Annotated in this window: 26 protein-coding genes and 1 pseudogene; 14 read left to right on the top strand and 13 right to left on the bottom strand. The window is 67.7% G+C overall.

Features of this window, described 5'->3' with window-relative positions; genetic code table 11:
* Together ACZ4LX_RS34050 and hisC are read right to left on the bottom strand one after the other, a co-directional pair.
* Entirely contained in the window at positions 1 to 1506 is a 1506-nt protein-coding gene (locus ACZ4LX_RS34050; RefSeq protein ID WP_467650834.1) for a cytochrome ubiquinol oxidase subunit I, read from the bottom strand.
* 348 nt (positions 1507 to 1854) lie between these two features.
* Positions 1855 to 2934, bottom strand: coding sequence for a histidinol-phosphate transaminase (gene hisC, locus ACZ4LX_RS34045; RefSeq protein ID WP_467650835.1), 1080 nt, complete (start codon positions 2932 to 2934; stop codon positions 1855 to 1857).
* Positions 2935 to 3304: 370 nt separating this feature from the next.
* Between hisC and ACZ4LX_RS34040 the strand changes: the two genes are divergently transcribed.
* The 3 genes from ACZ4LX_RS34040 (at position 3305) to ACZ4LX_RS34030 (ending at position 6649) form a co-directional block, all read left to right on the top strand.
* Positions 3305 to 4417 carry a LacI family DNA-binding transcriptional regulator gene (locus tag ACZ4LX_RS34040; RefSeq protein ID WP_467650836.1) on the top strand — a complete coding sequence of 371 codons (1113 nt, stop codon included), beginning with the start codon at positions 3305 to 3307 and terminating at the stop codon, positions 4415 to 4417.
* A gap of 173 nt (positions 4418 to 4590) precedes the next feature.
* The gene (locus ACZ4LX_RS34035) at positions 4591 to 5646 is read left to right on the top strand and encodes a metallophosphoesterase (protein ID WP_467650837.1); all 1056 of its coding nucleotides are present in this window, start codon (positions 4591 to 4593) and stop codon (positions 5644 to 5646) included.
* A gap of 181 nt (positions 5647 to 5827) precedes the next feature.
* Positions 5828 to 6649, top strand: coding sequence for a hypothetical protein (locus ACZ4LX_RS34030; RefSeq protein WP_467650838.1), 822 nt, complete (start codon positions 5828 to 5830; stop codon positions 6647 to 6649).
* Between the two features lie 401 nt (positions 6650 to 7050).
* Here ACZ4LX_RS34030 and thiC read toward each other — a convergent pair whose 3' ends face one another.
* Positions 7051 to 8841, bottom strand: a complete 1791-nt coding sequence (gene thiC, locus ACZ4LX_RS34025) for a phosphomethylpyrimidine synthase ThiC (RefSeq protein WP_467650839.1) — start codon at positions 8839 to 8841, stop codon at positions 7051 to 7053.
* A 195-nt stretch (positions 8842 to 9036) separates the two neighbouring features.
* Between thiC and ACZ4LX_RS34020 the strand changes: the two genes are divergently transcribed.
* Positions 9037 to 10368, top strand: coding sequence for a YibE/F family protein (locus tag ACZ4LX_RS34020; protein ID WP_467650840.1), 1332 nt, complete (start codon positions 9037 to 9039; stop codon positions 10366 to 10368).
* Positions 10369 to 10449: 81 nt separating this feature from the next.
* Here ACZ4LX_RS34020 and ACZ4LX_RS34015 read toward each other — a convergent pair whose 3' ends face one another.
* The 4 genes from ACZ4LX_RS34015 to ACZ4LX_RS34000 all read right to left on the bottom strand — a co-directional run bounded on the left by ACZ4LX_RS34015 (position 10450) and on the right by ACZ4LX_RS34000 (position 12673).
* Positions 10450 to 10887 carry an SsgA family sporulation/cell division regulator gene (locus ACZ4LX_RS34015; RefSeq protein WP_024489558.1) on the bottom strand — a complete coding sequence of 146 codons (438 nt, stop codon included), beginning with the start codon at positions 10885 to 10887 and terminating at the stop codon, positions 10450 to 10452.
* Between the two features lie 101 nt (positions 10888 to 10988).
* A complete protein-coding gene (locus ACZ4LX_RS34010) occupies positions 10989 to 11759 on the bottom strand; it encodes an IclR family transcriptional regulator (protein ID WP_467650841.1) in 771 nt (256 codons plus the stop codon).
* Positions 11760 to 12000: 241 nt separating this feature from the next.
* Positions 12001 to 12216 carry a DUF5326 family protein gene (locus ACZ4LX_RS34005; protein WP_467650842.1) on the bottom strand — a complete coding sequence of 72 codons (216 nt, stop codon included), beginning with the start codon at positions 12214 to 12216 and terminating at the stop codon, positions 12001 to 12003.
* A 139-nt stretch (positions 12217 to 12355) separates the two neighbouring features.
* The gene (locus ACZ4LX_RS34000; RefSeq protein WP_467650843.1) at positions 12356 to 12673 is read right to left on the bottom strand and encodes a cupin domain-containing protein; all 318 of its coding nucleotides are present in this window, start codon (positions 12671 to 12673) and stop codon (positions 12356 to 12358) included.
* 68 nt (positions 12674 to 12741) lie between these two features.
* On the opposite strand from ACZ4LX_RS34000, the gene ACZ4LX_RS33995 reads away from it, so the two are divergent.
* The 6 genes from ACZ4LX_RS33995 (at position 12742) to ACZ4LX_RS33970 (ending at position 17677) form a co-directional block, all read left to right on the top strand.
* Positions 12742 to 13119 carry a phage holin family protein gene (locus tag ACZ4LX_RS33995; protein WP_467650844.1) on the top strand — a complete coding sequence of 126 codons (378 nt, stop codon included), beginning with the start codon at positions 12742 to 12744 and terminating at the stop codon, positions 13117 to 13119.
* A gap of 67 nt (positions 13120 to 13186) precedes the next feature.
* Positions 13187 to 14350 (top strand): cystathionine gamma-lyase, encoded by a 1164-nt coding sequence (locus ACZ4LX_RS33990; protein WP_467650845.1) that lies wholly within the window; start codon positions 13187 to 13189, stop codon positions 14348 to 14350.
* Between the two features lie 209 nt (positions 14351 to 14559).
* Positions 14560 to 15456 carry a LysR family transcriptional regulator gene (locus ACZ4LX_RS33985; protein WP_467650846.1) on the top strand — a complete coding sequence of 299 codons (897 nt, stop codon included), beginning with the start codon at positions 14560 to 14562 and terminating at the stop codon, positions 15454 to 15456.
* Positions 15457 to 15519: 63 nt separating this feature from the next.
* A complete protein-coding gene (locus ACZ4LX_RS33980) occupies positions 15520 to 15999 on the top strand; it encodes an NUDIX domain-containing protein (RefSeq protein WP_467650847.1) in 480 nt (159 codons plus the stop codon).
* 236 nt (positions 16000 to 16235) lie between these two features.
* Positions 16236 to 16763 carry a DUF2269 domain-containing protein gene (locus ACZ4LX_RS33975; RefSeq protein ID WP_467650848.1) on the top strand — a complete coding sequence of 176 codons (528 nt, stop codon included), beginning with the start codon at positions 16236 to 16238 and terminating at the stop codon, positions 16761 to 16763.
* Positions 16764 to 16768: 5 nt separating this feature from the next.
* Positions 16769 to 17677: a GNAT family N-acetyltransferase gene (locus tag ACZ4LX_RS33970; protein ID WP_467650849.1), complete on the top strand. Its 909-nt coding sequence runs from the start codon at positions 16769 to 16771 to the stop codon at positions 17675 to 17677.
* A 75-nt stretch (positions 17678 to 17752) separates the two neighbouring features.
* Here the strand turns inward: ACZ4LX_RS33970 and ACZ4LX_RS33965 are convergent, their stop codons facing one another.
* From ACZ4LX_RS33965 to ACZ4LX_RS33955, 3 genes are all read right to left on the bottom strand, one after another.
* Positions 17753 to 18382 carry a hypothetical protein gene (locus ACZ4LX_RS33965; RefSeq protein WP_467650850.1) on the bottom strand — a complete coding sequence of 210 codons (630 nt, stop codon included), beginning with the start codon at positions 18380 to 18382 and terminating at the stop codon, positions 17753 to 17755.
* Between the two features lie 67 nt (positions 18383 to 18449).
* Entirely contained in the window at positions 18450 to 18875 is a 426-nt protein-coding gene (locus tag ACZ4LX_RS33960) for a GlcG/HbpS family heme-binding protein (protein WP_467650851.1), read from the bottom strand.
* A 59-nt stretch (positions 18876 to 18934) separates the two neighbouring features.
* Positions 18935 to 20149, bottom strand: coding sequence for an MFS transporter (locus ACZ4LX_RS33955; RefSeq protein WP_467650852.1), 1215 nt, complete (start codon positions 20147 to 20149; stop codon positions 18935 to 18937).
* Between the two features lie 139 nt (positions 20150 to 20288).
* Here ACZ4LX_RS33955 and ACZ4LX_RS33950 point away from each other — a divergent pair, with 139 nt between their 5' ends.
* The 3 genes from ACZ4LX_RS33950 to ACZ4LX_RS33940 are packed head-to-tail and all read left to right on the top strand — an operon-like array spanning position 20289 to position 22431.
* A complete protein-coding gene (locus tag ACZ4LX_RS33950) occupies positions 20289 to 20747 on the top strand; it encodes a MarR family winged helix-turn-helix transcriptional regulator (protein WP_467650853.1) in 459 nt (152 codons plus the stop codon).
* Between the two features lie 38 nt (positions 20748 to 20785).
* On the top strand, positions 20786 to 21238 hold the full coding sequence (locus ACZ4LX_RS33945; protein ID WP_467650854.1) for a GNAT family N-acetyltransferase: 453 nt from the start codon (positions 20786 to 20788) through the stop codon (positions 21236 to 21238).
* Between the two features lie 29 nt (positions 21239 to 21267).
* Entirely contained in the window at positions 21268 to 22431 is a 1164-nt protein-coding gene (locus ACZ4LX_RS33940) for a winged helix DNA-binding domain-containing protein (protein ID WP_467650855.1), read from the top strand.
* A gap of 51 nt (positions 22432 to 22482) precedes the next feature.
* On the opposite strand, the gene ACZ4LX_RS33935 is transcribed toward ACZ4LX_RS33940, so the two are convergent.
* Positions 22483 to 23865 (bottom strand): serine hydrolase domain-containing protein, encoded by a 1383-nt coding sequence (locus tag ACZ4LX_RS33935; RefSeq protein ID WP_467650856.1) that lies wholly within the window; start codon positions 23863 to 23865, stop codon positions 22483 to 22485.
* Between the two features lie 266 nt (positions 23866 to 24131).
* Here ACZ4LX_RS33935 and ACZ4LX_RS33930 point away from each other — a divergent pair, with 266 nt between their 5' ends.
* Positions 24132 to 24413, top strand: coding sequence for a DUF6188 family protein (locus tag ACZ4LX_RS33930; RefSeq protein WP_467650858.1), 282 nt, complete (start codon positions 24132 to 24134; stop codon positions 24411 to 24413).
* On the opposite strand, the gene ACZ4LX_RS33925 is transcribed toward ACZ4LX_RS33930, so the two are convergent.
* Positions 24347 to 24568, bottom strand: a complete 222-nt coding sequence (locus ACZ4LX_RS33925) for an IS3 family transposase (protein ID WP_467650857.1) — start codon at positions 24566 to 24568, stop codon at positions 24347 to 24349. The two genes, ACZ4LX_RS33930 and ACZ4LX_RS33925, sit on opposite strands and share 67 nt — an antisense overlap.
* 40 nt (positions 24569 to 24608) lie before the next feature.
* A pseudogene (locus tag ACZ4LX_RS33920) lies at positions 24609 to 24737 on the bottom strand (IS110 family transposase); the annotation flags it as partial.

The raw sequence follows: 24737 nt of genomic DNA, 5'->3' as shown, positions 1-24737 counted from the left end.
TCAGTAGGAGAAGGCCATGGGCCGGTCGGCGTCGTCGTCGCCGCCGATCTTGGTGGGCGGGTTGAGGTCGGCGTCGGTGAGCTCCGGTGGTCCGGCCTTGATGTACTTCACGAGGAGCTTGACCTCGACGACGGCGAGCACCGCGTAGAGCACCGTGAACAGGATCATCGAGGTGAGCACCTCGCCCTGCGATACACCGGGGGAGACCGCGTCACGGGTCTGCAGAACGCCATAGACCACCCAGGGCTGACGGCCCATCTCGGTGAAGATCCAGCCCCAGGAGTTGGCGATCAGGGGGAAGAGGAGGGTCCAGAGCGCGACAATCCAGTAGCACTTGGCGAGCTTCGGGCTCAGCGCCTTGTTCTTGAAGAGGACCAGATGAGGCACCTCGTCCTCACCGGTACGCATCCCCGGCGGCAGCATGAACTTCTTCCGGGTCAGCCACAGTCCGAGGATCCCGAGTCCGAACGACGCCATGCCGAAGCCGATCATCCACCGGAAGCTCCAGAAGGCGACGGGGATGTTGGGCCGGTAGTCGCCGGGCCCGAAGCGTTCCTGTTCGGCCTTGTTGATGTCGTTGATTCCGGGGACGTACGAGTTGAAGTTGTCGTCGGCGAGGAAGGACAGTATCCCGGGGATCGAGATCTCGACGGAGTTGTGGCCCTTGCTCACATCTCCGTACGCGAAGATCGAGAAGGGGGCGGAGTTCTGCCCGTCCCACAGCGCCTCGGCCGCCGCCATCTTCATCGGCTGCTGCTTGAACATCACCTTGCCCAGCTGGTCGCCGCTGACAGCGGTGAGGAGACCGGAGATCACGATGGTGATCAGTCCGAGCCGCAGCGACGTCCGCATCACCGGGATGTGCTTCTTGCGTGCCAGGTGGAAGGCCGCGATGCCGACCATGAACGCGCCGCCGACCAGGAAGGCCGCCGTGATGGTGTGGAAGAACTGGGCGAGCGCGGTGTTCTGCGTGAGCACGTGCCAGAAGTCGGTGAGCTCGGCGCGCCCGCGTTCCTTGTTGATGCGGTAGCCGACCGGGTGCTGCATCCAGGAGTTGGCTGCCAGGATGAAGTACGCGGAGAGGATGGTGCCGATCGAGACCATCCAGATGCAGGCGAGGTGGATCTTCTTCGGCAGCTTGTCCCAGCCGAAGATCCACAGTCCGATGAACGTGGACTCGAAGAAGAAGGCGATCAGCGCCTCGAACGCAAGCGGGGCACCGAAGATGTCGCCGACGAACCGCGAGTAGTCGGACCAGTTCATTCCGAACTGGAACTCCTGGACGATGCCCGTGACGACGCCCATGGCGATGTTGATCAGGAAGAGCTTTCCCCAGAACTTGGTGGCCCTGAGGTACTTCTCCTTGTTGGTCCGCACCCAGGCGGTCTGCAGGCCGGCAGTGAGCGCGGCAAGAGAGATCGTCAGGGGAACGAAGAGGAAGTGGTAGACGGTGGTCGTTCCAAACTGCCATCGCGCCAGGGTCTCCGGCGCCAGAGCCAGCTCCACGTCGTCTTCTCCTTACGTCGCCGCCATTACACCGGCAGTTTGTCCTATAAATCCGGCTGAACAGCGGAGGAAACAGGACACGCTTGTGAACGCGTTCACATTCACAAGCAATTATGGCGCACACGCTTTCGGGAGGTAGGACCGGGGTACCCCTCCAAGGACGTAACAATCATTACCCCCGAAGCAGACACCCCGGTGGCACCCAGCAGGGTGTCGTCGCCGCGCGACGGCACCCCGGCCCCTACGGCCACATACGCAGGACGAACCGGCGCCTGCACCCACACAGAACGGCCCCGCACCTCGCGAACGAACGAGGTGCGGGGCCGGGGCTGCCGGAAGCTGCCGGTGCTACAGATCCTTGCGGTACGACTCCGTCACCTTCAGGAACAGATCGTTCGCCTCGTCCTCGCCGATCGAGACCCGCACACCCTCGCCGGCGAAGGGCCTCACCACCACGCCGGCCTTCTCACAGACCGCGGAGAAGTCGGCGGTACGGTCCCCCAGCCGCAGCCAGACGAAGTTCGCCTGGGACTCGGGCACTGTCCATCCCTGCCGCACCAGCGTCTCGTGCACCCGCTGCCGCTCACACACCAAGGAGCCCACCCGTCCCAGAAGTTCGTCCTCGGCCCGCAGCGACGCCACCGCCGCGTCCTGGGCGAGCTGGCTGACCCCGAAGGGCACCGCCGTCTTGCGCAGCGCGGCCGCCACCGGCTCGTGGGCCACGGCGAAGCCGACGCGCAGCCCCGCCAGACCGTAGGCCTTGGAGAACGTCCGCAGCACCGCCACATTGGGCCGGTCCCGGTAGATCTCGATGCCGTCGGGGACCTCCACGTCGCGGATGAATTCCTTGTAGGCCTCGTCGAGCACCACGAGCACATCCCCCGGCACCCGGTCCAGGAACCGCTCCAGCTCCGCCCGGCGCACCACGGTGCCGGTCGGGTTGTTCGGATTGCAGACGAAGATCATCCGGGTCCGGTCGGTGATCGCGTCCGCCATGGCGTCCAGATCGTGCACCTCACCGTCGGTCAGCGGCACCTTCACCGACGTCGCCCCGCTGACCTGCGTGATGATCGGGTACGCCTCGAAGGAACGCCAGGCGTAGATGACCTCGTCACCCGGGCCCGAGGTGGCCTGCAGCAGCTGCTGGGCCACGCCGACCGAGCCGGTGCCGGTGGCCAGGTGCGAGAGCGGCACACCGAAACGGTTCGCCAGCTCGTTCATCAGGCCGGTGCACGCCAGGTCCGGATACCGGTTGAAGTTCGCGGCCGCGGCCAGCGCGGACTCCATGACCCCCGGCAGCGGCGGATAGGGATTCTCATTGGAGGACAGCTTGAACGCGAGCGGTCCGTCCGCCGCGGCCGGCTTGCCCGGCACATAGGCGGGGACGCCATCCAGTTCGGCACGCAGCTTGGGACTCGTCTCGCTCACCGCAGGTCCTCCTCGACCGTCCTTACACATCAATACTGCTCACCTTATGAGGATTGGGCGCCGACGCGAATGGTGGACCGGGGATTGGTCCGGTGAACCCCGGAATGAGGGGGAGCGCCCCTCGCGGTGGCGCGCGCCGGTGGCTCACTCCGTGGCGCGCGTCCCCCGAAGAGGTGAGTTGAGACCTCTTCGAGACATCGACGTATCGCCAGGCCCATCCGGCCCGACACGTGACACATGACGGCATGACCCCACAACACCCTCTGTTAACAAGGCGATTGAGGCTTGATGACCATGCAGAAACGTGCCTCTTAACGGGTGCATATGCGATCGGGCCAACTGCCCGCGCGAGCCCTACTATCGGCTCGCCATGACAGCAGCAGGGAAGCACCAGGTGAGCCGGACGGAGACCCCCCGGCGCGGCGGCCGGCAGGGACGAGCAGGAATCCGGGACGTGGCCGCCGCCGCCGGGGTCTCCATCACGACTGTCTCCGACGCGCTCAACGGCAAGGGCAGGCTCCCGGACGCCACCCGCAGCCATGTCCGTGAGGTCGCCGAGCGCCTGGGCTATCGCCCTTCCGCCGCGGCCCGAACGCTCCGTACCGGCAAGTCGGGCCTGATCGGCCTGACCGTGACGACCTACGGGGATGAACCTTTCACCTTCACCGAATTCGCGTACTTCGCCGAGATGGCCAGAGCCGCCACCTCCGCCGCGCTCGCCCGCGGCTACGCCCTCGTCATCCTTCCCGCCACCTCGCGCCACGACGTCTGGTCGAACGTCGCCCTCGACGGCACCGTCGTCATCGACCCCTCCGACCAGGACCCGGTGGTCACCGAGCTCGTACGACAGGGGTTACCCGTCGTCTCCGACGGCCGGCCGGCCGGGACCCTCCCTGTCACCGCATGGGTCGACAACGACCACCGGGCAGCCGTCCTCGACCTCCTCGACCACCTCGCCGCAGCCGGAGCCCGCCGCATCGGGCTGCTCACCGGCACCACCACCGACACGTACACCCGGCTGTCCACGACCGCGTACCTCCACTGGTGCGAGCGCGTCGGCCAGGACCCGGTGTACGAGTCCTACCCCGCCCACGACCCGTGCGCGGGCGCGGTGGCGGCCGACCGCCTGCTGGCCCGTCCGGACCGCCCGGACGCCGTCTACGGCCTCTTCGACCCCAACGGCACCGATCTGCTGGCAGCCGCCCGCCGGTACGGCCTGCGCGTCCCGGAGGACCTGCTCCTGGTCTGCTGCAGCGAGTCCACCGTGTACGCGACGACCGAGCCGCCCATCACCACGCTGTCACTCAAACCGCGCCGCATCGGCACGGCGGTCGTCCAGCTGCTCATCGACGCCATCGAAGGGGTCAACCAGGACGGCCCGGTGGAACGGGTCATACCGACGGAGCTCATCGTCCGGACCTCCTCGCAACGCCGTCCGCCGCGCACCACGGTCAGCGCACCACGCTCCCCGGCAGGGGATTGATCAGGCCAATTGGTACTAATCGGCCGATGAACCTGGCGTGCTCACGGATTCACCACCCCTGGTGCGTCACAGAGCACGATCCTCATTCCTATGATGGGCGCACGACACCGCGGACCACCCCGACCAGCAGGGCCCGTCAGGTGTACGGCGGCGCGACGGTGGTGGAGGGGTCGATGACACAGGGGGCCGGTCAGGAACCCGTGGTGCGGACGGCGACGTTGCGCGACTTCCGCGTACCGCCCTATGCGCAGTCCGCTGCGCCGCCCGCCCCGCATCCGGGCAACCCCTTCCCCGGGGGGGAACCGCCGGAGGGGTACACGCCGACCGCGCGCGACCTCCCCGTGATCGGCCGCGAGGACACCGTCCAGGTACGGAGCGTGCCCGACCCGCGGCCCGCCCAGGAGTCCGGCCTCGGACCGCTGTACGTCGTCGGTGACGTCCACGGCTATCTGGACGAGCTCATCGCCGCCCTCACCGAACAGGACCTGATCGACGCCGAGGGAAGCTGGGCCGCGGGCAACGCCCGGCTCTGGTTCCTCGGCGACTTCACCGACCGGGGACCCGACGGAATCGGCGTCATCGACCTCGTGATGCGGCTGTCCGCCGAGGCCGCGGCCGCCGGCGGCTACTGCAAAGCCCTGATGGGCAACCACGAGCTGCTGCTCATCGGCGCCAAGAGGTTCGGTGACACCCCGGTCAACTCCGGTGCCGGCACCGCCACCTTCCAGGCGGCCTGGCTGCTCAACGGCGGCCAGAAGACCGACATGGAACGGCTCCAGGACGTCCACCTCCAGTGGATGTCCCGGCTGGACGCCGTCGTCGAGGAGGACGAGCACCTCCTGATGCACTCGGACACCACGGCGTACCTCGACTACGGCTCCACCATCGAGGACGTCAATGACACAGTGCACGCCATCCTCACGCGGAACGACGCCGATGAGTGCTGGGACCTCTTCCGCAAGCTGACCAAGAGGTTCGCCTTCCGCGACGAATCGGGTCCACAGGCCGTGCAGGAGCTCATGGCGGCATACGGTGGCCGCCGCATCGTCCATGGTCACAGCCCCATTCCCTACCTTCTGGGCGAGGTAGGTTCCGAGGACGGCGAGGACAGGTCGGGGCCGCTGGTGGACGGACCGCACGTGTACGCGGACGGCCTTGCCATCGCCATGGACGGCGGAGTGACCATGGCCGGAAAGCTACTGGTCGTCCAACTCCCGCTGCATGACTGACGTACTTCGGGGAAGACGCTTTCCGACCTGAACACGCGGACCACTGGGCCTATTTCCGGAAACCCCCTGTCACCCCTTGCCGTGGGCGCTCTACCATCGGCGTATCAGTAGCAGGCTCTCCTCCGTTTCCGCCCGACTGCCCGGTTCGCCCGGGCGCACAGGCCCTACGGAGCATCGGGGGATGCACATGAACAGCGCTCCGCACCTGCTGACCGAGGACCGCCCCGAGTACGAGCGGATCCTCGACGACGCACTGCGTCACGCCCATGAACGACCGGATCTGGCCGCTGTCGGTGAACGGCTCAACCCGGTGCAGTTGCGCACCATGGCGATGGCCGCCACGGCGCTGATCACGGCCGCCGCGGCCACCGAGTACGAGCACTACATCAAGGCTCGCGAAGAGATCCGCGCCGCAGCCGCCGCCCGGGACCAGGACGGCGAACCCGACACGGGCCCGACCGGCCTGAACCAGTCGGGCGCCGGCATAGGAGTCGTCATCACCGTGCTGGCGCCGCTGCTCGCCGGCACCGCCGCGGTGCTCTTCCTGGTCATCGGCTACATCCTCAAGGCACTCGACCCGCCTCCGGCGTTCGCACGCACCATGGTCGGCGCGGGCTGGTTCTTCACGGCGGCGACCGCTGCCGCGATCCTCGTGGCCGGTGTCGGCCTCCTCATCACGGCTCTGCGCAACGGCTCGGCGCCGGCTGCCTTCGAGGAGGGCGAGGAGCTGCCGGAGGACGTGGCGCGCGCCCGGGAAGCCTGGCGGCACGCCCTGCTGGAACGCGGCATCCTGCCGTTCCTGCGGGACGCCCTCGCCGATCCCGGAGCCGCCCCGGCCGCGCGCATCCCGCGCCGCTCGGCCAACCGCATCCCGAAGGTCGGCTACAGCCGGCCGGACTTCTCCAGTCCGGGCGACGGACCCGCCGCCGCGCCTCGCCCGACGTTCACCAGTCCGGACTTCACGAGCCCCGACTTCGGGGGGCCGGAGAACGAACTGGACTGACCGGACGCGGGCAGTCAGGTCAGGTCAGTCCCAGGAAGCCTGTCGCCGGAAGCGCGTCCGGGGAGACCGCCGCCGAAGTCCGGCTTCGGACTGGCGACGATGGCGACGATCGGACCGTACGGCGCCGCATCCGACCGCGCGGCGCCGCACCGAACCCGACCGGACACTCATGCGGCCGGCAGCTCCCCGGCAACGTCCGTCGCAGCCCGTACGAACTCGCGGATCCGCTCCGTGGCATTCCCCTCCGGCCAGACGGGTCCCCGGTCGATCGGCTGCGCGTCGTGCATGGGCACATAGGAGACCCGCCGGCACCGAGGCCTGAACGGCTTCAGGAGCACAGGGCCTGCGGGGCCCGCCGGCCCTGCGCTCCTCAGGGCCTGCTCAGCCGCGGGTGCTTCGCATCACTCCGCGAGCGGCAGGTACAACCTGTTCCCGCCCTCCGAGAACTCCCTCGACTTCTGGAGCATCCCGGCCTGAACCTCGGCACTGTCGGTCAGGGCAGGATCCGGGGCGAACTGCTCGGTGATGCTTCTGCTGATCTTCATCGAGCAGAACTTCGGGCCGCACATCGAGCAGAAGTGCGCCGTCTTCGCCGGCTCCGCCGGCAGTGTCTCGTCGTGGAACTCCCGTGCCGTGTCCGGGTCGAGAGCCAGATTGAACTGGTCCTCCCAGCGGAACTCGAACCGTGCGTCCGAGAGCGCGTCGTCCCACTCCTGCGCCCCCGGGTGCCCCTTGGCGAGGTCCGCCGCATGAGCCGCGATCTTGTAGGTGATGACCCCGGTCTTCACATCGTCCCGGTTGGGCAGACCCAGGTGTTCCTTGGGCGTCACGTAGCAGAGCATCGCCGTCCCCCACCAGGCGATCATCGCCGCGCCGATACCCGAGGTGATGTGGTCGTACGCCGGCGCCACATCCGTGGTCAGAGGGCCCAGTGTGTAGAACGGCGCCTCCTCGCAGATCTCCTGCTGGAGGTCGATGTTCTCCTTGATCTTGTGCATCGGAACGTGCCCCGGGCCCTCGATCATGGTCTGGACCCCGAACCGTTTGGCGACCGTGTTCAGTTCGCCGAGCGTACGCAGCTCCGCGAACTGGGCCTCGTCGTTGGCGTCCGCGATCGAGCCGGGCCGCAGTCCGTCGCCGAGGGAGTACGTCACGTCGTACGAGGCGAGGATCGCGCAGAGCTCCTCGAAGTTCTCGTAGAGGAACGACTCCTTGTGGTGCGCGAGGCACCACGCCGCCATGATCGAGCCGCCCCGGGAGACGATGCCGGTCCTGCGGCGGGCCGTCAGCGGTACGTACGGCAGGCGCACGCCGGCGTGAACCGTCATGTAGTCGACGCCCTGTTCGGCCTGCTCGATGACGGTGTCCTTGTAGATCTCCCAGGTCAGTTCCTCCGCCCTGCCGTCGACCTTCTCCAGCGCCTGGTAGAGGGGCACGGTGCCGATCGGCACGGGGGAGTTGCGAAGAACCCACTCACGGGTGGTGTGGATGTTGCGCCCGGTGGACAGATCCATGACGGTATCGGCGCCCCACTTGGTCGCCCAGGTCATCTTGTCCACCTCCTCCTCGATGGAGGACGAGACCGCGGAGTTGCCGATGTTGGCGTTCACCTTCACCAGGAACCGCTTGCCGATGATCATCGGCTCGATCTCCGGGTGGTTGACGTTGGCCGGCAACACGGCCCGGCCGGCGGCGATCTCCTCGCGCACCACCTCCGGCCCGACGTTCTCCCGGATCGCGACGTACTCCATCTCCGGGGTGACCTCGCCCCGGCGGGCGTACGCGAGCTGGGTGACGGGACGGCCGTCCCGGCTGCGCCGCGGCCGGCGCGGGCGGCCCGGGAAGACCGCGTCCAGATTGCGCAGCCCACCGCGCTGCGAGGCGTGCCTGACTCCGTCGTCCTCGGGGCGGCGAGGGCGCCCCGAGTACTCCTCCGTGTCGCCACGGGCGGTGATCCAGTTCTCTCGCAGAGGCGCCAGCCCGCGGCGGACATCGGTCTCGGCCGAGGGGTCGTTGTACGGCCCCGAGGTGTCGTACAACGTCACGTTCTTGCCATTGGTGAGGTGCACCTGACGGACAGGCACCCGGAGGTCCGGGCGTGAGCCCTGGACGTACCCCTTGTGCCAGCCGATGGACTTCCCGGCCTCGTCGCTCTGGTTCGAGGCAGGCGTGCGTGCGTCCGATGTGGTCATGAGACCTACTCCCTACGCCGGCATTACCCGGTAACAGGTTCGGCGGTCGGCGCAGCTTGTCCGTACGGCCGTACGGAGATCAGCGCCCTCTCAGCCCGGTGCTCCGAGCTCCCGCGTGTGCAAAGGTGCCACCACGCTAGCGTCCTCACCGGCCGGCTGACGAGAGGGCCTCCGCCCTCTTGCGATGATCGGCCGGTGACATCCCCTCATAACGACTCCGCACCGCAGGGCCATCAGCACGCGCACTCCCACAGCCATGGCCCCGCCGCACCCGTCTCCGGCCATCTGCGCAAGGTGATCGCCGCCGTGCTGATCCCGTTCGCCGCCGCGGTCGTCGTCGGGCTCGTGGCCCTCTGGCCCGGTGGTGCGCCCGCGCACGAGCGCACCGGTGTCGGCTTCGACCGGCAGACCCAACAGGGCAAGGTGGTGAATATCAGCAAGATCGACTGCAAGGACGTGAACGCCTCCCAGATCCCCGTCAGCGGTGAGACATCGCCTCCGACGGACGAGCCGGTCACTGGCGAAAACCTGTGCGAGAAGGCCACCGTCGAAGTGACCAGCGGCCAGGACAAGGGCCGCACATTCATCGAGGTCGTCCAGCCGGACGCGCCCCGGCAACTGCGAAAGGGACAGGGGGTGGTTGTTGCGTACGCCCCCGACGCACCCCACGACCTCCAGTACTCCGTGACCGATGTGGACCGGAAGTTCCCTTTGCTGCTACTGGCGGGGATCTTCTCCCTGGCGGTGGTGGCCGTGGGCAGAATGCGCGGGGTCATGGCGCTGGTGGCGCTCGCCCTGTCGTTCGCCGTCCTGACCCTGTTCATCCTTCCGGCGATCCTGCAAGGCTCGAACCCGCTGGTCGTCGCAGTTGTCGGGGCCGGCGCCATCATGCTGATCGCGCTCTACATCTGCCACGGACTGACCGCCCGCACCTCGGTCGCCGTCATCGGCACCCTGATCTCACTGCTGCTGATCGGGCTGCTCGGCTCACTCTTCATCGGCTGGGCAAGCCTGAGCGGGAACACCGACGACAGCACAGGCCTCATTCACGGCCTGTATCCGGGCATCGACATGAGCGGGCTGCTGCTGGCAGGCGTCATCATCGGTTCCCTGGGGGTACTCGACGATGTGACGGTCACCCAGACCTCGGCGGTCTGGGAACTGCATCAGGCGGACCCGGCGATGAGTGCCAAGGAGCTCTACCGGGCAGGGATCAGAATCGGACGTGATCACATCGCCTCGGTGGTCAACACCCTTGTGCTCGCCTATGCGGGCGCCGCGCTGCCACTGCTGCTGCTGTTCTCGATCGCCCAAAGCAGCATGGGAGCGGTGGCCAACAGCGAACTGGTGGCGGAGGAGATCGTTCGCACACTGATCGGCTCGATCGGACTGGTCGCCTCGGTGCCGGTGACCACCGCGCTCGCCGCACTGGTCGTCGCCGCGGACCGCACCGGATCCTCCGCAGGTTCCGGAACACCGGCACCCGTACGCAGCGGCAGAGGAGGCCGTCGCCGAGCGAGGTCCTGAAGTGCCCGGACACGGAGAGCGATTCACCCGTTCGGCAGGTGTGCTGTTCGACCGGCATACGCGCCATGGGCACGGTCTTCGTCAGCCGGCGTTCTGTTCCTCGGCCAGAATCCGCCCCAGCGCCTCTTCCAGATTTCCCTCGAAGTCACCCAGCGTGCACTCCTGCCCGAGCGGCACAAGCTTGTCCGTCCGGTCGAGAAATGCCACAAGAGGTGCCGTGCCGGCCCTGAACAGCGCACGATCCGCGCCCACCTGGAGCCGGATGTGGACATCGCACAGCCCTTCGGGCTCCGTCGGCCCGATGTGCACATCGCCGTCACCGCTGGGGCTGTTGAGACCGTCGAGCAGCAGCTCACGGCCGAAAGCCCAGGTGACGGGGGCGTCGCCGGGCAGATGGAAGGTCATCCGGATCGCGTACGGATCGCACACTTCGTACCGGAGCTCCACCGGGATACGGAAAGAGAGCTCCTCGGAGACGAGGAAGCTCATCATGACCTCAGCTTGAACCGACTCGCGCATCGTTCAACCCCGCAGTAGATGAATCTGGCCAGGAATGATCCCCCATGGCCCTATTGACGCCATCGTGGTGCACCCGATAGCAGATCACAAGGAGTGATTTTTCAGATACTGATAGAGAACACGAACGAACGCAAGAGGCTGGCCACTTCGCCACGTAGTCGTTCGACTGCGGGGAGCAACCGTTCTTCCTGGTCGAGGGGGACTGAAATGGCCATCGCGGCGGCGGTGAACCCGGCCGCGATCGGGATCGCCGCGCAGACCGTTCCAAGGGCGTACTCCTGTCGTTCGATGACAGGTTCCATACGGTCGACCGAGCGCAGTCGCTCAAGAAGTGCCGCGCGGTCACGCACGGAGTAGCGGGTGAGCGGCCTGACCGGATGCCGGTCCAGGTGGTCCTCGCGCGCCCGCTCGTCGAGCTGGCTCAGCAGACACTGACCGATCGCGTGGGCATGTCCCGTCTCACTGAAGGCCGCCCACTCCTCCACCGCCGGCAGGGCGGGGGTGTCGGCGACGGCGACGAGTTCGATCTCGCCGTCGCGATAGACGGCGCAGTACACCGGGGCCCCGATGATGTCCCGCCACCGCCCCAGGGACTGCGTCATTCTGCTGCGCCGATTCTGCAGTGCGCCGTCGTCCACCAGACGCTCCGCGGCGGCGCCGAAGAGGAAGACCCCGTTCTCCCTGCGCAGATATCCCTCGTGCGTCAGCGTGCGCAGCAGGTGGTAGGCGGTGGGAAGGGGGAGCCCCGCTTCCCGTGCCAGCTGCTTGGCCGGTGCCCCGTCGCGATGGGTGCCCACAGCCTCCAGCAGCCTCAGCGCCCGCTGCACCGATCCGATCAGCGTCGGAACGGCGGTACTCGATGCCGTGGTCAACGGTCACCCCCAGGCATGGTGACGGGCGGTCAGCCCGCCTGTGGGGGCCGCCCCCACAGATCCACCGCAGGCCTGGGGTCCAGAAGGCCGGATGCCGTACAAACCACTGGTCGGGGTGGTGACTGCCGGTGTTTTCCCAGGCTGCGGCAGCGGACTGCCACTGTATCGGGAGCATCCGGGCCGGGTGCCGTTTCGTCTTCCGCTTAACTCAGCTGGCCTAACGGCCCAGCCGGGCCCACGCTTACCAGCCGCTTCCCGACGAGGACGACATGAACTTCCGTACGACGAAGACGAGCCCGCCGACCAGGATCACGACAAGCAGGATCTTGAACAGCAGCCAGACCACAAATCCGACGATGCTGGCGATCAGACCGCCGAACACGACGATCACGATGACGGGCACCGCGATCCACTTCACCCACCAGGGCATTCCCGCGAATATCTCCCGCACGGCCATCGTCCATACCTCGTCTCTGTGAGTTTCTGCTTCGATGCTAGAGGCGCGGGGGCGGGCCGCGGGGCTCCGGAGCCCTTGGACTCCCCTGATCGATCCCCTAGGGATCCCCGAGGTGCGTTTCGCCCCACTCGGACTCGGCTCAGCCTTCGGGCGGCGAGAAGACCACCATCACTCGCAGGTCCTCGGTGATGTGGTGGAACTTATGGGCGGTGCCTGCCGGTACGTACACGACGCTTCCCCTGCCCACGTGCGTCGTTTCCATGCCCACGGTGATCGAAGCGCGCCCGCTGACGACGAAGTAGACCTCGTCCTGGTTGTGCGGCTGCTGCGGGTCGAGTTCACCTGCGTCCAGGGCGTACAGGCCGACAGACATGTTCCGTTCACGCACGAACTGGAGGTAGGCGCCGTCGTTGGCGGCTCGTTCCGCCTCCAGCTCGTCCAGCCTGAATGCCTTCATGGCCCGTCCGCCCCTTGCCTGTGTCCAGCCGGTGTCCGCCACCGATCATGTCTGCCACGATCAGACACATGAAGAATTTCGTAGTCAAGACGATCGCCAACGCGGGTGCGCTGGCCGTGGCCATCTGGCTGCTCCAGGACATCACGCTGACCGGCGGCAGCACCGGCCGCAAGATACTGACCCTGATCGTGGTCGCGCTGATCTTCGGTCTGGTCAACTTCCTGGTCAAGCCGGTGGTGAAGCTGCTCACATTCCCGCTCTTCATCCTCACCCTGGGGCTGATCACCCTGGTGGTGAACGCCCTGATGCTGATGCTGACCTCATGGCTGGCCGACGCCCTGGATCTGAGTTTCCATGTCGACGGCTTCTGGACCGCCGTCCTCGGTGGTCTGATCATTTCGATCGTGTCCTGGGCACTGAACGTCGTCCTCCCCGACGAGGACTGAACCAAGGACGCCTGCGACAGCGCGGGCAGAACCGGCGACCGGCCGGGGAAAGAAACGAGGAAGCAGCATGAACACCATGGACGACGGAACCCGCGCGGTACGCGCGGGTATGGACGAGGGAACCCGAGCGGTACGTGCGGGTCTGCCGGAACCGCAGCAGTACGAGCCCGTTCTCCCCGGCCCGGTCTTCGCCGCGCACTTCCATCTGTCCGGTGAGCCGACAGGGCCGTACACCTACGGCCGTGACACCAATCCGACCTGGACCCATCTGGAACGGGCCATCGGTGAACTCGAGGCTCCGGGTGAGAACGTCGAGACCACGGTCTTCGCCTCCGGCATGGCGGCGGTCTCGGCGGTCCTGCTGTCCCAGGTGCGTACCGGCGATGTCGTCGTGCTGCCCGACGACGGCTACCAGGCACTTCCGCTGCTACGTGCGCAGCTGGAGGCCTACGGCGTCGAGGTACGCACCGCCCCGACCAGGGGCGACGCCCAGTTGGCGGTCCTGGAGGGGGCGAAGCTCCTGTGGATCGAGACCCCTTCCAACCCCGGGCTCGACGTCTGCGACGTGCGGGGGCTCGTCGAGGCGGCACACGCGGGCGGCACGCTGGTGGCGGTCGACAACTCGCTCGCCACCCCGCTCGGCCAGCGCCCGCTGGAGCTCGGCGCCGACTTCTCGGTGGCCAGCGACACCAAAGGCTTGACTGGCCACGGCGACCTCCTGCTCGGTCATGTGACCTGCCGAGACTCCGAGCTGGCGGCGGGTGTGCGGCGCTGGCGCAAGGTGGCCGGCGCGATCCCCGGCCCCATGGAGGCCTGGCTCGCCCACCGCTCCCTGGCCACGCTGGAGCTGAGGATCGAGCGACAGTGCGCGAACGCCCTCGTGCTTGCCGAGACTCTCGCCAAGCAGCCGGCGGTGAGCGGGCTGCGCTATCCCGGTCTGCCCACCGATCCCTCGTACCCGAACGCCGTGCGGCAGATGCGGCGCTTCGGCTCCGTCGTCTCGTTCGTGCTGGCGGACCGCGGGACCGCGGAGCGCTTCCTCTCGGCGCTGCGTCTCGTCGAGGACGCCACCAGCTTCGGAGGTGTGCGTTCCACCGCCGAACGCCGTGCCCGCTGGGGCGGCGACGCCGTGCCGGACGGCTTCATCCGCTTCTCCGTCGGGGCCGAGAACGCCGCCGACCTGGTGGCCGATGTCGAACGCGCACTGGCCGAGGCCGTCACCGGGAGCTGAGATTTCCGGCGCCGGTACGGTACGGACGGTCCGAGCCTCCCCCCTCGTGGCTCGGACCGTCCCGGTTCTCCGCCTTCTCCCCGCGAAGAACCGCTTCGACAAGGCTAGTTGACTGTGCGTCAGTGTCCAATCACAGTAGCGGCAGCGGCCTATCGACATATTTATAGTTGTCCGGGTCCAACGGGTCGCGCGGGCGAGAGGGGACGCACATGGACCTGGCCCTGTTGCGGACCTTCGTCACCGTGCACCGCGCCGGCTCGTTCACCCGAGCCGCCGCGCTTCTCGGCCTCTCCCAGCCTGCCGTGACCTCACAGATCCGCACCCTCGAACGACAACTGGGCCGGCCGCTCTTCCTCCGCAGGGCCCGCGGCGTGACACCCACCACCATGGGCGACGAGCTCGCGCACCGGACCGCTCCCCACCTGGACGCACTGGTCGAGATCGCAGAGACCGAGCTCGACGAGGAGTCGGGCGTACGGACACTGCATCTGGCGGGACCGCCGGAATTCACCGCTCTGCGGGCTCTGCCTGCCCTCACCCCGCTGATCGCCCAGGGCCTCGCACTGCGCAGTTCGTTCTCTGCGGACACCGACGAGACGCTCGACGGTCTGGCCGCCGGGCACCATGACCTGGCCATCGTGACGGCCCGGCCCCGCGGCGGGCTGCTCACGGCCGCGCCGCTCTGCGACGAGGAGCACGTTCTGGTCGCAGCACCCCGGTGGGCCGGGCGTCTGGGACCGGGAACGCTACGGCGCAACGGTCCGGTGGTCCTGGAGCAGCTGCCGGTGGTCGAGGTGCACGAGAGCCTGCCCCTCGTCTCCCGCTACTGGGCGGCGGTCTTCGACAGCCGCCCCGCGGCCGCCGGGGCCGTCATCACCCCGGACCTGCGCGCGGTCCTGGAATGCACAGCGGCGGGGGCCGGGCTCGCTGTGCTGCCGCGATATCTGTGCGAGGGCGCACTGGAACGGGGAGAGGTGGTGGCACTGTTCGATCCACCGGTGCCACCCCTGCGTACGTACTTCCTGGCCGCGCGGACCGGCACGCTCGCGCTTCCGCATCTCGCTCCAGCGCACGATTTACTGCTGCGCGCGGCAGCCGACTGGTGACCGCAGGGCGGCCCAGGAGGCCTCAGGTGTTTCAGAACCGGTCCTGCGGGCCACTCTCTTGCCATGACCGAACGTCCTGTGGTCAAGCGCACCGCACGCGCCGTCCTGCTCGATGGCGACGACCTCATCCTCATCAAGCGCACCAAGCCAGGGGTGGATCCGTACTGGCTCACGCCGGGTGGCGGGGTCGAGCCCGAGGACGCCACTGTCATCGATGCCCTGCACCGTGAATTGGACGAGGAACTCGGCGCCAAGATCACCGATGTGGTGCCCTGCTTCGTCGACACCGTGGAACACATCGAGGGCGGCGGAGTGAAGGGCGTCAAGGTCCAGCACTTCTTCGTTTGCCGACTCGAATCCATGGACCTGTCCCTGCGCCACGGCCCCGAGATCGACGACCCCTGCGGGGAGTACGACGTCGTACGCGTGCCCTTCAGCAGGGTCGGAATCGCCGCCGTCCACCTCGTACCGCTGTCACTGCGGCACTACCTGGACGGCAACATCGAGGGTGTCCGGGCCATGCACGCGCCCGACCTGGGCTGATCCACGAGGGCGTATCCGCTCGCGCCGTCCTCCTGCGGAGCCGGGCCGGTATGGCGGGCGCAGCGGTCCTGCGACGCCGGGCCGCCTCCGCAGGGCACCCGGTCAGGGGGCGGCGACTCGGCTGCTTTCGGGTGGTGGGCGGGCCTGCTATCCCGCCCCCGTACGCCGAAACCAGTACGTCGGGATACTCCCCTCGGCAGATGCCCCGCCCTGCGTCCCACTGCACCGTGTTTCACGTGAAACCACTCCAGCGCCACACGCGCAGAACCCTTCTCGTCGCCCATGTATCGGTATCCGTCAGCTGGCTCGGCCTCACCGCCGGGCTGCTGACGCTCGGCATCACCGCATTCGGGACCGGCGATCCGTTCACAGCGCAAGCCGCCACCCGGGCGATGAAGGCCTTCAGCGACTGGCTTGTTGTCCCGGTCGCGCTGACGGCCCTTTTCAGCGGCCTGATCCTGTCGCTCGGCACCCCGTGGGGACTGGCCAGGCATCGCTGGGTGTGGGCGAAGTTCTGGCTCACCCTGGTCACGACGGGACTGTCGGTCCTCTCCCTGCGCCCCAGCATCAACGAGGCCGCAGAGCGCGGGACTGTCGACATCAGCCTCGTCATCGCCCCTTCGGTGGCCACCGCGACCTATCTGTTCATCACCGCGATCTCCGTACTGAAGCCGTGGGGGCTTACTCGACGCGGCCGTCAGCTACGTGTCTCGGGCAGATCCGTTAAAACGGTGGACGATCGATCACCGCGTCGGACAGCCTGACCTCTATGCCCAGCTCATTGCCCCGCCCGCTCGCCGACCTACCCATCCGGCGCCTCACCCGGGACGATCTGGTCCCATGCGCCGATCTCAGCGAGGACCGCGGCTGGCCGCGCGACGAGCACCGGTGGGGACTACTCCTCAGCGCGGGGACGGCCTACGGCATCGACGACCCCGCGAGCAAGGGCCTGATGGCAACCTGCGTGGTGACCTCGTACGGTCCGGACATGGCCGCCATCGGCATGCTTCTGGTCGCCGGGCGCTACAGCCGTCAGGGGATCGCGCGGCACCTGATGCAACAGGTGATCTGCACGACCGGGGGCACCCCGCTCAGCCTTTATGCGACGTCGGCAGGCCGGCCGCTCTACGAGAAGCTCGGTTTCAGCGCGGTGGGCCGGACCCAGCGGGTGAGCGGGTACTTCCGGCCATGCGCCGGGCCGGGCAGCGGCACAGCCGGGGGTGCCCCGGGCGCGGCCGACGTTGAGGGCCTGACCGTCCGCCCTGCCACAGCGGGGGATCTGCCGGCCATACTGCGCCTGGATTCAAAGGTGTCCGGTCTTGACCGGATGCTGCTCCTGACGCGTCTCCCGGCCTTTGCCGATCATCTGCGGGTGGCCGAGGACCGCGGGGAGCTCGTCGGATACGCCGCGCTGTGGCCCAGCTCGGAAAGCCATGTGGTCGGGCCGCTGATCGCACGGGACACCGCCACGGCGAAGCTGCTTGTCATCTCCCTCGCCGGGGCGACGGACCGGCCGTTGCGCGCGGACATCGACACTCGTCATAAAGAACTGCTGACCTGGTTCGGTGCATGTGGTCTCGAGCCCGGCTCGGCGACCACGTTGATGCGACTCGGGAACCCACCACCGCCGGGGGACTGGACCAGGAGCTTTGCGCCGCTCAGCGTAGCGACCGGCTGACGTCCGACAGGTCCGGTTCGGCTGACCGGGAGAACCGAACCGTCAGGAGCACCGGCCCCGATTCGGTACCCCTGCTCAGTTGTCGAACCACACTGTGAGCCGGACGTTCTCGTCTCCGTGGACGGTGGCGAGGGACTCCATCACGGACCACACCGGCTTCCACTCACCGTCCGGCGGCACGGCGTCGCGCCGAGTCATCCGCTCCAGCCGGTAGAGGCGGTCGTCGTCCCGCCACTCCGTTCCCTCCGGCCAGTCCGTCCGGCCGTTGCGACCGCCGAATCGAGTCGCGGGATCTGCCGGGAGCCCTGCCGCGGCGGCGAATCGGGCGCTCCAGACCGCCTTGGAGACCAGGACCCATGTATCGTCCACCGACTCGTACTCATGGATTCGCCGGTCCGTCGACGCCGCGGACTCGTCCCAGTCGACGCACTTCAGTTCACTCCACGCGATCCAACTGGGGCTGTGCGTGCTGGAGGCCCAGTCGTCGAAATCCGCGCGTGCGGCGGCGGAGATCAACTCGGGCAGTCCTCGCTCCGCCGCAAGTGGAATGAATCCTGCGTAGTTACGCACGCCGAACAGGCAGCCGAACGCGTCATAATCCCGGCCCAGGTACAGCAGGTCGAGATCGATGGCCGCCGACCACTCGTCCTCCGGCTCCGCCCATCGCGACCGGCACTCGATGAACCCATGAATGTCGGCTCCCATGCACGGAGATTCTCCGGACACATGGGAGCCGACACCAGCGAATTACCGCTGCGCAGGGCAGGGGACCTCAGACGAGAGCGGCCACAGCAGTGGTCGCGAACGCGTGGTCCTGCTCGGGCGCACCGCCACCGACCCCGACGGCACCGATCAGCCGGCCATCGCGGTGAACCGGGACACCACCGGCGATGAAGAGCAGAGGGCGGTCGAGGGCGGTCGGCAGGGTGTGGAAGAGTCCGCCCGGCTGGACCGCCTCGACGAGGTCGGCCGTGGGTGCGTCGAGCTGAAGCGCTGTGTACGCCTTACGGGTGCTGGTCTCGCCCGCGACCAGAACGGCCCGGTCGTCACGCCGGAAAGCGAGCAGATGGCCTCCCGCATCCAGGACGGTGACGGCTGCAGCGACACCTGCAGCCTCGGCGGCCGTGCGGGCCACATCGATCAGTGCCTCCGCGTCCTGTGTGGTCAGCGGTGCAGCAGCGACAGTGAACGTGCTCATGGAGGGGCTCCTTGATGTGGTGCGGTGTGGGGGTGGGGGTGGTGCGGGAGTGAAGTCGGTCAGCGCCGGGCGGCCGCGGGTACGACGGCCGGCTCCGGGGTGTGGTCGGTCACGAGAAGACTTCGGCTGGTCGTACGGTGCTCCAGGGTGCTGGAGACGGCGGCGAGCACCAGTGCGGAAGCTGCGAGCACCGCACCGACCCAGTTGGGTGCGGTGTAGCCGAGACCTGTGGCAATGACGATGCCGCCCAGCCATGCCGACAGAGCGTTGCCCAGGTTGAAGGCTCCGATGTTCACCGCAGAGGCGAGCGTCGGGGCGCCGGCCGCCTGGTCGAGCACCCGCTTCTGCAGCGGGGGCACGGTCGCGAAGCCCAGGCCGCCGATCAGGAAGATGGTGACGGCTGCTGCGATCTGGTTGTGAGCGGTCAGCGTGAACAGCGACAGGACAAGGGCGAGGCCACCCAGCGACACATACAGCAAGGGCATCAGGTGACGGTCGGCGAACTTGCCGCCGAGCAGGTTGCCCCCGACCATGCCGAGGCCGAAGAGCACCAGCAGCCAGGTGACGGAAGAGGCCGAGTAACCGGCGATCTCCGTCATCATCGGCGTGATGTAAGTGATAGCGGCGAAGACCCCACCGAAGCCCAGGACGGTCATCGCCATGGCGAGCAGTACCTGCACATTGCGGAAGGCGGCAAGCTCGTGCCGGAGCCGGACGCCTTCGGGGCGGGGCTGGTCGGGAACGAGCCGGGCCACACCGAGCAAACCGATGACACCGAGGGCGGCGACAACGAAGAACGTGCTCCGCCAGCCGACGCTCTGACCTATGTAGGTGCCCAGCGGCACGCCGACGACATTGGCGACGGTGAGGCCCGTGAACATCATGGCGATCGCGCCGGCCTTCTTGTGCGGAGCGACCAGATCAGCTGCCACCACCGAACCGATGCCGAAGAAGGCTCCGTGTGCGAGCGAAGCGATCACCCGGCCCGCGAGCATCACTCCGAAGACGGGGGCGGTCGCGGAGACCACGTTGCCGATGACGAACAGCGCCATCAGGATCATCAGCATGCGTTTGCGGCTGACCCTGGTGCCGAGGAGGGTCATCAGCGGGGCTCCGACGACGACACCGAGCGCGTAGCCGGTGACGAGGAAGCCTGCGGTCGGGATCGAGACCTGGAAGTCCGCAGCAACCTCGGGGAGCAGCCCCATGATCACGAACTCGGTCGTTCCGATACCGAATGCCCCGATGGCGAGGGCGAGGAGCGCCAGCGGCATGGGTTCCACCTTCCAGGAGGTTGCGTCTGCGCCTTACGAGCGTCGACAATAATTGCAGACGCCGACTAATTGCAAGCGCGGGCTATTGCACTCGTCGCCTATCCTGGACGCAAGCAACTCCGGCACGGAGGAGAGACCCATGACAGCGACGGACCCTGCCCTGACCGCCCTTTCCCAAGGCTGGTGTGCGCTCTCCCTGCTCCACGGGAAGATCGAGGCCCGTATCGAGCGGGCGCTGCAGAGCGGGCACGGCCTCAGCGTGCGGGAGTACTCCCTGCTGGACGTCCTGAGCCGACAGCACAACGGGCCGGGCGGACATCTGCAGATGAAGCAGGTGGCCGACGCCGTTGTGCTCAGCCAGAGCGCCACCACACGTCTCGTCACCCGTCTCGAGGACCGGGGCCTGCTGACCCGGTATCTTTGCGACACCGACCGGAGGGGCATCTACACCGATGTCACCGAAGCCGGCCTCACGCTGCTCTCCGAAGCCCGGCCGACCAACGACACCGCACTGCGTGCCGCGCTGGACGAGGCCGCCAGGAACCCCGAACTGGCGCCGCTGGTCCGGACGGTCGAGCAGTTGAAGGTTCCCGTATAGAGAGCCGCGCCACGGGGGCGCGGCGTAGGCTGCCGATCATGAACGATCCGGAAATCCGTCCTGCGACCGTCGCTGATCTCTCACAGATCGTGGCCATGCTCGCCGACGATGCGCTGGGCGCCCAACGTGAGTCGCCGGACGATCTCGCTCCCTACCTGTCGGCGTTCAACCGGCTGTCCAACGATCCGCATCAGCATGTGATGGTCGCCGTACGCGCGGACCGCGTCGTAGGGACGCTGCAGCTCAGCGTGATCCCCGGGCTCTCCAGGCGCGGCTCGACCCGGTCGGTGATAGAGGGCGTCCGCGTCCACGCGGACGAGCGCGGCAGCGGTCTCGGTACGCAGCTGATCCAGTGGGCCGTCGATGAATCGCGTCGGCAGGAGTGCCAATTGGTCCAGCTGACGTCCGATGCGATTCGGACCGACGCCCATCGCTTCTACGAACGGCTCGGCTTCGTGGCCAGCCACGTGGGCTTCAAACTCGCCCTCTGACCGCTGTCCCGCATCCAAGGGAGTCGACTGTGCACCGCATCAGCGACGAACAGCGCCGCATCAGGATCGGCCGCCGCCACCTTCTGGCCCCCTCGGTGCGGTCGGACTCCCCCGTCGCAGTGGCCGACGCCGTCGTTGCCCTGCACGCCACCGACGCGGCCACCGTCTTCCTCTCCACCTGCGCACGTCTCCAGGTACCGGACGTCGCCGCCGTGGAACAACACCTCTACGAAGACGTCTCACTGGTCCGGCTGCTCTCCATGCGCAACACCCTCTTTGTCGTGTCGGAGGAGATGGCCTCACGGATCGAAGCGTCGAATGCCCGCGCTGTCGCCGCCAAAGAACGCCGGACACTCCTCAAACACCTGGCGGAGGACGGCAACGGGCTGGACGACCAGTGGCTGGCCGGCACCGAAGAGTCTGTCCTCGCAGCCCTGGCTGCCCGAGGTTCCGCCTCGGGCAGCGAGCTCTCCGCCGCTGTACCCGCCCTGCGTACCAAGATCACACTCTTCCCCGGAAAGAAGCAGGAGACGGTTCAGGGAGTGGCCACACGGGTCATCCGCGTGCTGGCCGCCGAGGGACGGATCCGACGGGACCGGCCACGAGGGTCCTGGACCTCCAGCCAGTTCCGGTGGACGGCATCAGCGCCCCGCCCCGCACAGGAATCAGACGGGGCACAGGCGGAGCTTGCCCTGCGCTGGCTCCGTTCCTACGGCCCCGCGTCCGAGGGAGACCTCAAGTGGTGGACTGGCTGGGGACTCGGCCAGGTCCGCAAGGCGCTGGCAACCGCGGGCGCGGAAGAGGTACGGCTCGACAGCGGCGCCACGGGGTGGGTCGCACCACAGGACTACGAACCCGAGTCGGCACCCGAGCCCTGGGCGGCCCTGCTGCCCGCACTCGACCCGAGCGCCATGGGGTGGTCCGATCGCGGCTTCCACCTTCCCACCGAGTATCGGGCAGCGCTCTTCGACCGTTCCGGCAACGCCGGCCCCACCGTGTGGTGGAACGGTCGGATCGTGGGCGGATGGGCGCTGCGCGGCGACGGCGAGCCGGTCTGGCGGCTCCTTGCCGACGCAGGCCGGGATGCCTCTGCCGCGATCGAGAGAGAGGCTTCCCGGCTTGCGGGCTGGGTCGGCGAGGCTCGGGTCACACCACGCTTCCGCACGCCGCTGGAAAGGGAGTTGACGGCCTGAATGGCCTTCCGCTCGTTTCACGTGAAACGAGCGCTCAACTCCCCAGTCCCCTCAACTCCCCAAGCCGCGCCATCCATCCGCGTCCACTCCACCCGGAACGGCCGCTGCGGGATCGTAAGGCTCACGCGTAAAGACGAACGAACCGAGATCCAGGTGGTTCACGCTGCCGTCGTCGTTACGCACAACCCGGAGCGTCTCCCCCGCGTAGTAGCCGTCCAGTCCGATCCAAGTGCCGTCCGGACGGGCGGTGAAACGGGCGCCGCGGCCCTGACCGTTCGGTGCCCGCAGCTCCAGCCCCCGATCGGCAGTCAGCCGCAGGATGTTCGTACGGGCGCCCCAGTACCACGGGCCGGTCAGCGCGAGAAGCTCCGCGTCCACCTCGGGCAACGGGCGCCACGGCTCCGGGATGCGTGGCTCCGACTCGGCGACGATGTCAACGAGTTCGGCGGCGACCTCACCGACCGCCAGCCCGGACGTGACGTTGGCGAATGCGACAGCGGCCACATCGTCCTCGGCGCTGAACCAGAGCGCGGCCAGGAAGCCGGGAAGTGAACCCGTATGCCCGACAAGTGTGCGGCCCTTCCTCCGTACCACCTGGAGTCCCAGGCCGTAATTACCGCTCCAGTCACCCGACTCGGGCGGAGACGCCGGCTCCTTCATCTCGGCCACGGACGCAGCCACGAGTACCCGGTCGTCTCCGTCGGCAAGGAAGGCGGCGAAGCGTAGGAGGTCGGCAGTGGTGGACCACAGCTGGCCGGCCGGCGCCATCAGACCGAGGTCTTCGACCGGTTCGGGCAGCATGACATCCGCCCACGGATGGACAGCCCAGCCGTCGGCGTGCGGGGCCTGCGCCTGCGGGCTCGTCCGGTGCATGCCCAGCGGCTCCAGCACCTCGCTTCTCAAGGCCTCCGCCCACGAAACTCCGCGCACCGCTTCGACCAGCGCTCCGAGCAGTGTGTAGCCCGGGTTCGAATAGTGATGGCGGCGGCCGGGGGGATGCATTCTGGTCTGCTCACCGAGGACGTCCGCCAGACCTGGACGCAGACTGCCGGGTGTCCGCTCCCACCAAGGTGCAGGCGACTCGGCGCCGAGTCCCGCGCTGTGTCCGAGCAGCTGATGGACAGTGACGTCGCCCACACCAGTACCGGGAAGGTGCTTCTCCAGAGGATCACCCAGATCCAGCAGGCCTTCGTCCCGCAGCCTCATCACCAGCACGGCAGTGAACGTCTTGCTGAGGGAACCGATCCGGAACTGTGTATCCGCATCCGGGGCATGGCCGTCGACACAGCTGCGGGAGCCGTTCCAGACGACGTGTCCCTGCCGTTGCACGGCAGCGACGAAGGATGGTGAGCGCCCTTCGGCCTGGGCCGTGGCAATGCGGTGCAGCAGGGCGCGCTGCGTGCCCGGTAGCAACTGTTCAGCAAGAGAAGTCATCGTCAACAACTACCTTCCGCACTGCCGCATGGCGAGTTCATTTGCTGCTTCGGGCACAGGCCCCACCGGCAGGGAAGCGGGTATGGAGAGTTGCAGCAGTGGCCCGAATGCGGCTTGCAAGGCAACAAACACAAACCGGAACACCACGGTCTGGCTCTGACGCCGTCGTTGCGACTGGCCAGACGCCTCCGCGCACGCGACGGAGTGCGCCATGGCGCGGTGACGAGCAGTGAAGCTGAACCAGTCGAGCATGAGACCGGTGGGCTCTGACCCTCCGTGGCATGTGCGTCAGCAGGGTCAGCATCGACTTCCGGCTGACACTGAACCTCGACTCACGCTGGGAAGTTGTGCGGGAAGCGCCGACCCGACTCTCGTCCGGGTCGGTCCGCACCAATCCCGGCGTCCGTCTGACACCGGAGATCCAGGACGTGGCTGCGGCCCTTCCGCGGGTGAGGTTCCCCCGTCACTCGGGAGGTGCTGATCAGCTGGTCAGCGAAGGTTGGCAGGGTTTCAGGTTCGTTCGTTCGGCCGTTGCCTGCTCGGCGTAGTGCTTCTCCTCGAACTCGATCGGGCTGAGGTAGCCAAGCCGCTTCTGGATGCGCCGGCTGTTATAGAAGCCGTCGAAGTACTCGAAGAGCGCGAGGTTCGCTTCGGCCCTGGTGGCGAAGACACGGCCGCGGACGCACTCGGTCTTCGTCAGCATCCACAGATTCTCCGCGAGGGCGTTGACGCTCCTATAGTTGTCAACTCCCCGCAGAGAACGTCCTCGGGGCAGGCCGGATGAGGTGGTAGACCTCGCGGATGACGTAGCGTTTGAGGCAGCGGATGATCTCGCGTTTCGTCTTGCCCTCTGCGGTTCGACGGGTGACGTA

The organism is Streptomyces sp. NPDC026062 (assembly GCF_055568375.1).
Note: the sequence above shows the minus strand (reverse complement) of the source record. Positions and strands in the feature narration are given on the sequence as shown.

What these genes read in the sequence shown, in the direction of transcription:
- ACZ4LX_RS34040 (WP_467650836.1), top strand. Translation starts at nt 3,305, where the DNA reads ATGACAGCAGCAGGGAAGCACCAGGTGAGCCGGACGGAGACCCCCCGG.
- ACZ4LX_RS34035 (WP_467650837.1), top strand. Translation starts at nt 4,591, where the DNA reads ATGACACAGGGGGCCGGTCAGGAACCCGTGGTGCGGACGGCGACGTTG.
- ACZ4LX_RS34030 (WP_467650838.1), top strand. Translation starts at nt 5,828, where the DNA reads ATGCACATGAACAGCGCTCCGCACCTGCTGACCGAGGACCGCCCCGAG.
- thiC (WP_467650839.1), bottom strand. Translation starts at nt 8,841, where the DNA reads ATGACCACATCGGACGCACGCACGCCTGCCTCGAACCAGAGCGACGAG.
- ACZ4LX_RS34015 (WP_024489558.1), bottom strand. Translation starts at nt 10,887, where the DNA reads ATGCGCGAGTCGGTTCAAGCTGAGGTCATGATGAGCTTCCTCGTCTCC.
- ACZ4LX_RS34005 (WP_467650842.1), bottom strand. Translation starts at nt 12,216, where the DNA reads ATGGCCGTGCGGGAGATATTCGCGGGAATGCCCTGGTGGGTGAAGTGG.
- ACZ4LX_RS34000 (WP_467650843.1), bottom strand. Translation starts at nt 12,673, where the DNA reads ATGAAGGCATTCAGGCTGGACGAGCTGGAGGCGGAACGAGCCGCCAAC.
- ACZ4LX_RS33995 (WP_467650844.1), top strand. Translation starts at nt 12,742, where the DNA reads ATGAAGAATTTCGTAGTCAAGACGATCGCCAACGCGGGTGCGCTGGCC.
- ACZ4LX_RS33990 (WP_467650845.1), top strand. Translation starts at nt 13,187, where the DNA reads ATGAACACCATGGACGACGGAACCCGCGCGGTACGCGCGGGTATGGAC.
- ACZ4LX_RS33985 (WP_467650846.1), top strand. Translation starts at nt 14,560, where the DNA reads ATGGACCTGGCCCTGTTGCGGACCTTCGTCACCGTGCACCGCGCCGGC.
- ACZ4LX_RS33980 (WP_467650847.1), top strand. Translation starts at nt 15,520, where the DNA reads ATGACCGAACGTCCTGTGGTCAAGCGCACCGCACGCGCCGTCCTGCTC.
- ACZ4LX_RS33970 (WP_467650849.1), top strand. Translation starts at nt 16,769, where the DNA reads ATGCCCAGCTCATTGCCCCGCCCGCTCGCCGACCTACCCATCCGGCGC.
- ACZ4LX_RS33965 (WP_467650850.1), bottom strand. Translation starts at nt 18,382, where the DNA reads ATGGGAGCCGACATTCATGGGTTCATCGAGTGCCGGTCGCGATGGGCG.
- ACZ4LX_RS33960 (WP_467650851.1), bottom strand. Translation starts at nt 18,875, where the DNA reads ATGAGCACGTTCACTGTCGCTGCTGCACCGCTGACCACACAGGACGCG.
- ACZ4LX_RS33955 (WP_467650852.1), bottom strand. Translation starts at nt 20,149, where the DNA reads ATGCCGCTGGCGCTCCTCGCCCTCGCCATCGGGGCATTCGGTATCGGA.
- ACZ4LX_RS33950 (WP_467650853.1), top strand. Translation starts at nt 20,289, where the DNA reads ATGACAGCGACGGACCCTGCCCTGACCGCCCTTTCCCAAGGCTGGTGT.
- ACZ4LX_RS33945 (WP_467650854.1), top strand. Translation starts at nt 20,786, where the DNA reads ATGAACGATCCGGAAATCCGTCCTGCGACCGTCGCTGATCTCTCACAG.
- ACZ4LX_RS33935 (WP_467650856.1), bottom strand. Translation starts at nt 23,865, where the DNA reads ATGACTTCTCTTGCTGAACAGTTGCTACCGGGCACGCAGCGCGCCCTG.
- ACZ4LX_RS33925 (WP_467650857.1), bottom strand. Translation starts at nt 24,568, where the DNA reads ATGCTGACGAAGACCGAGTGCGTCCGCGGCCGTGTCTTCGCCACCAGG.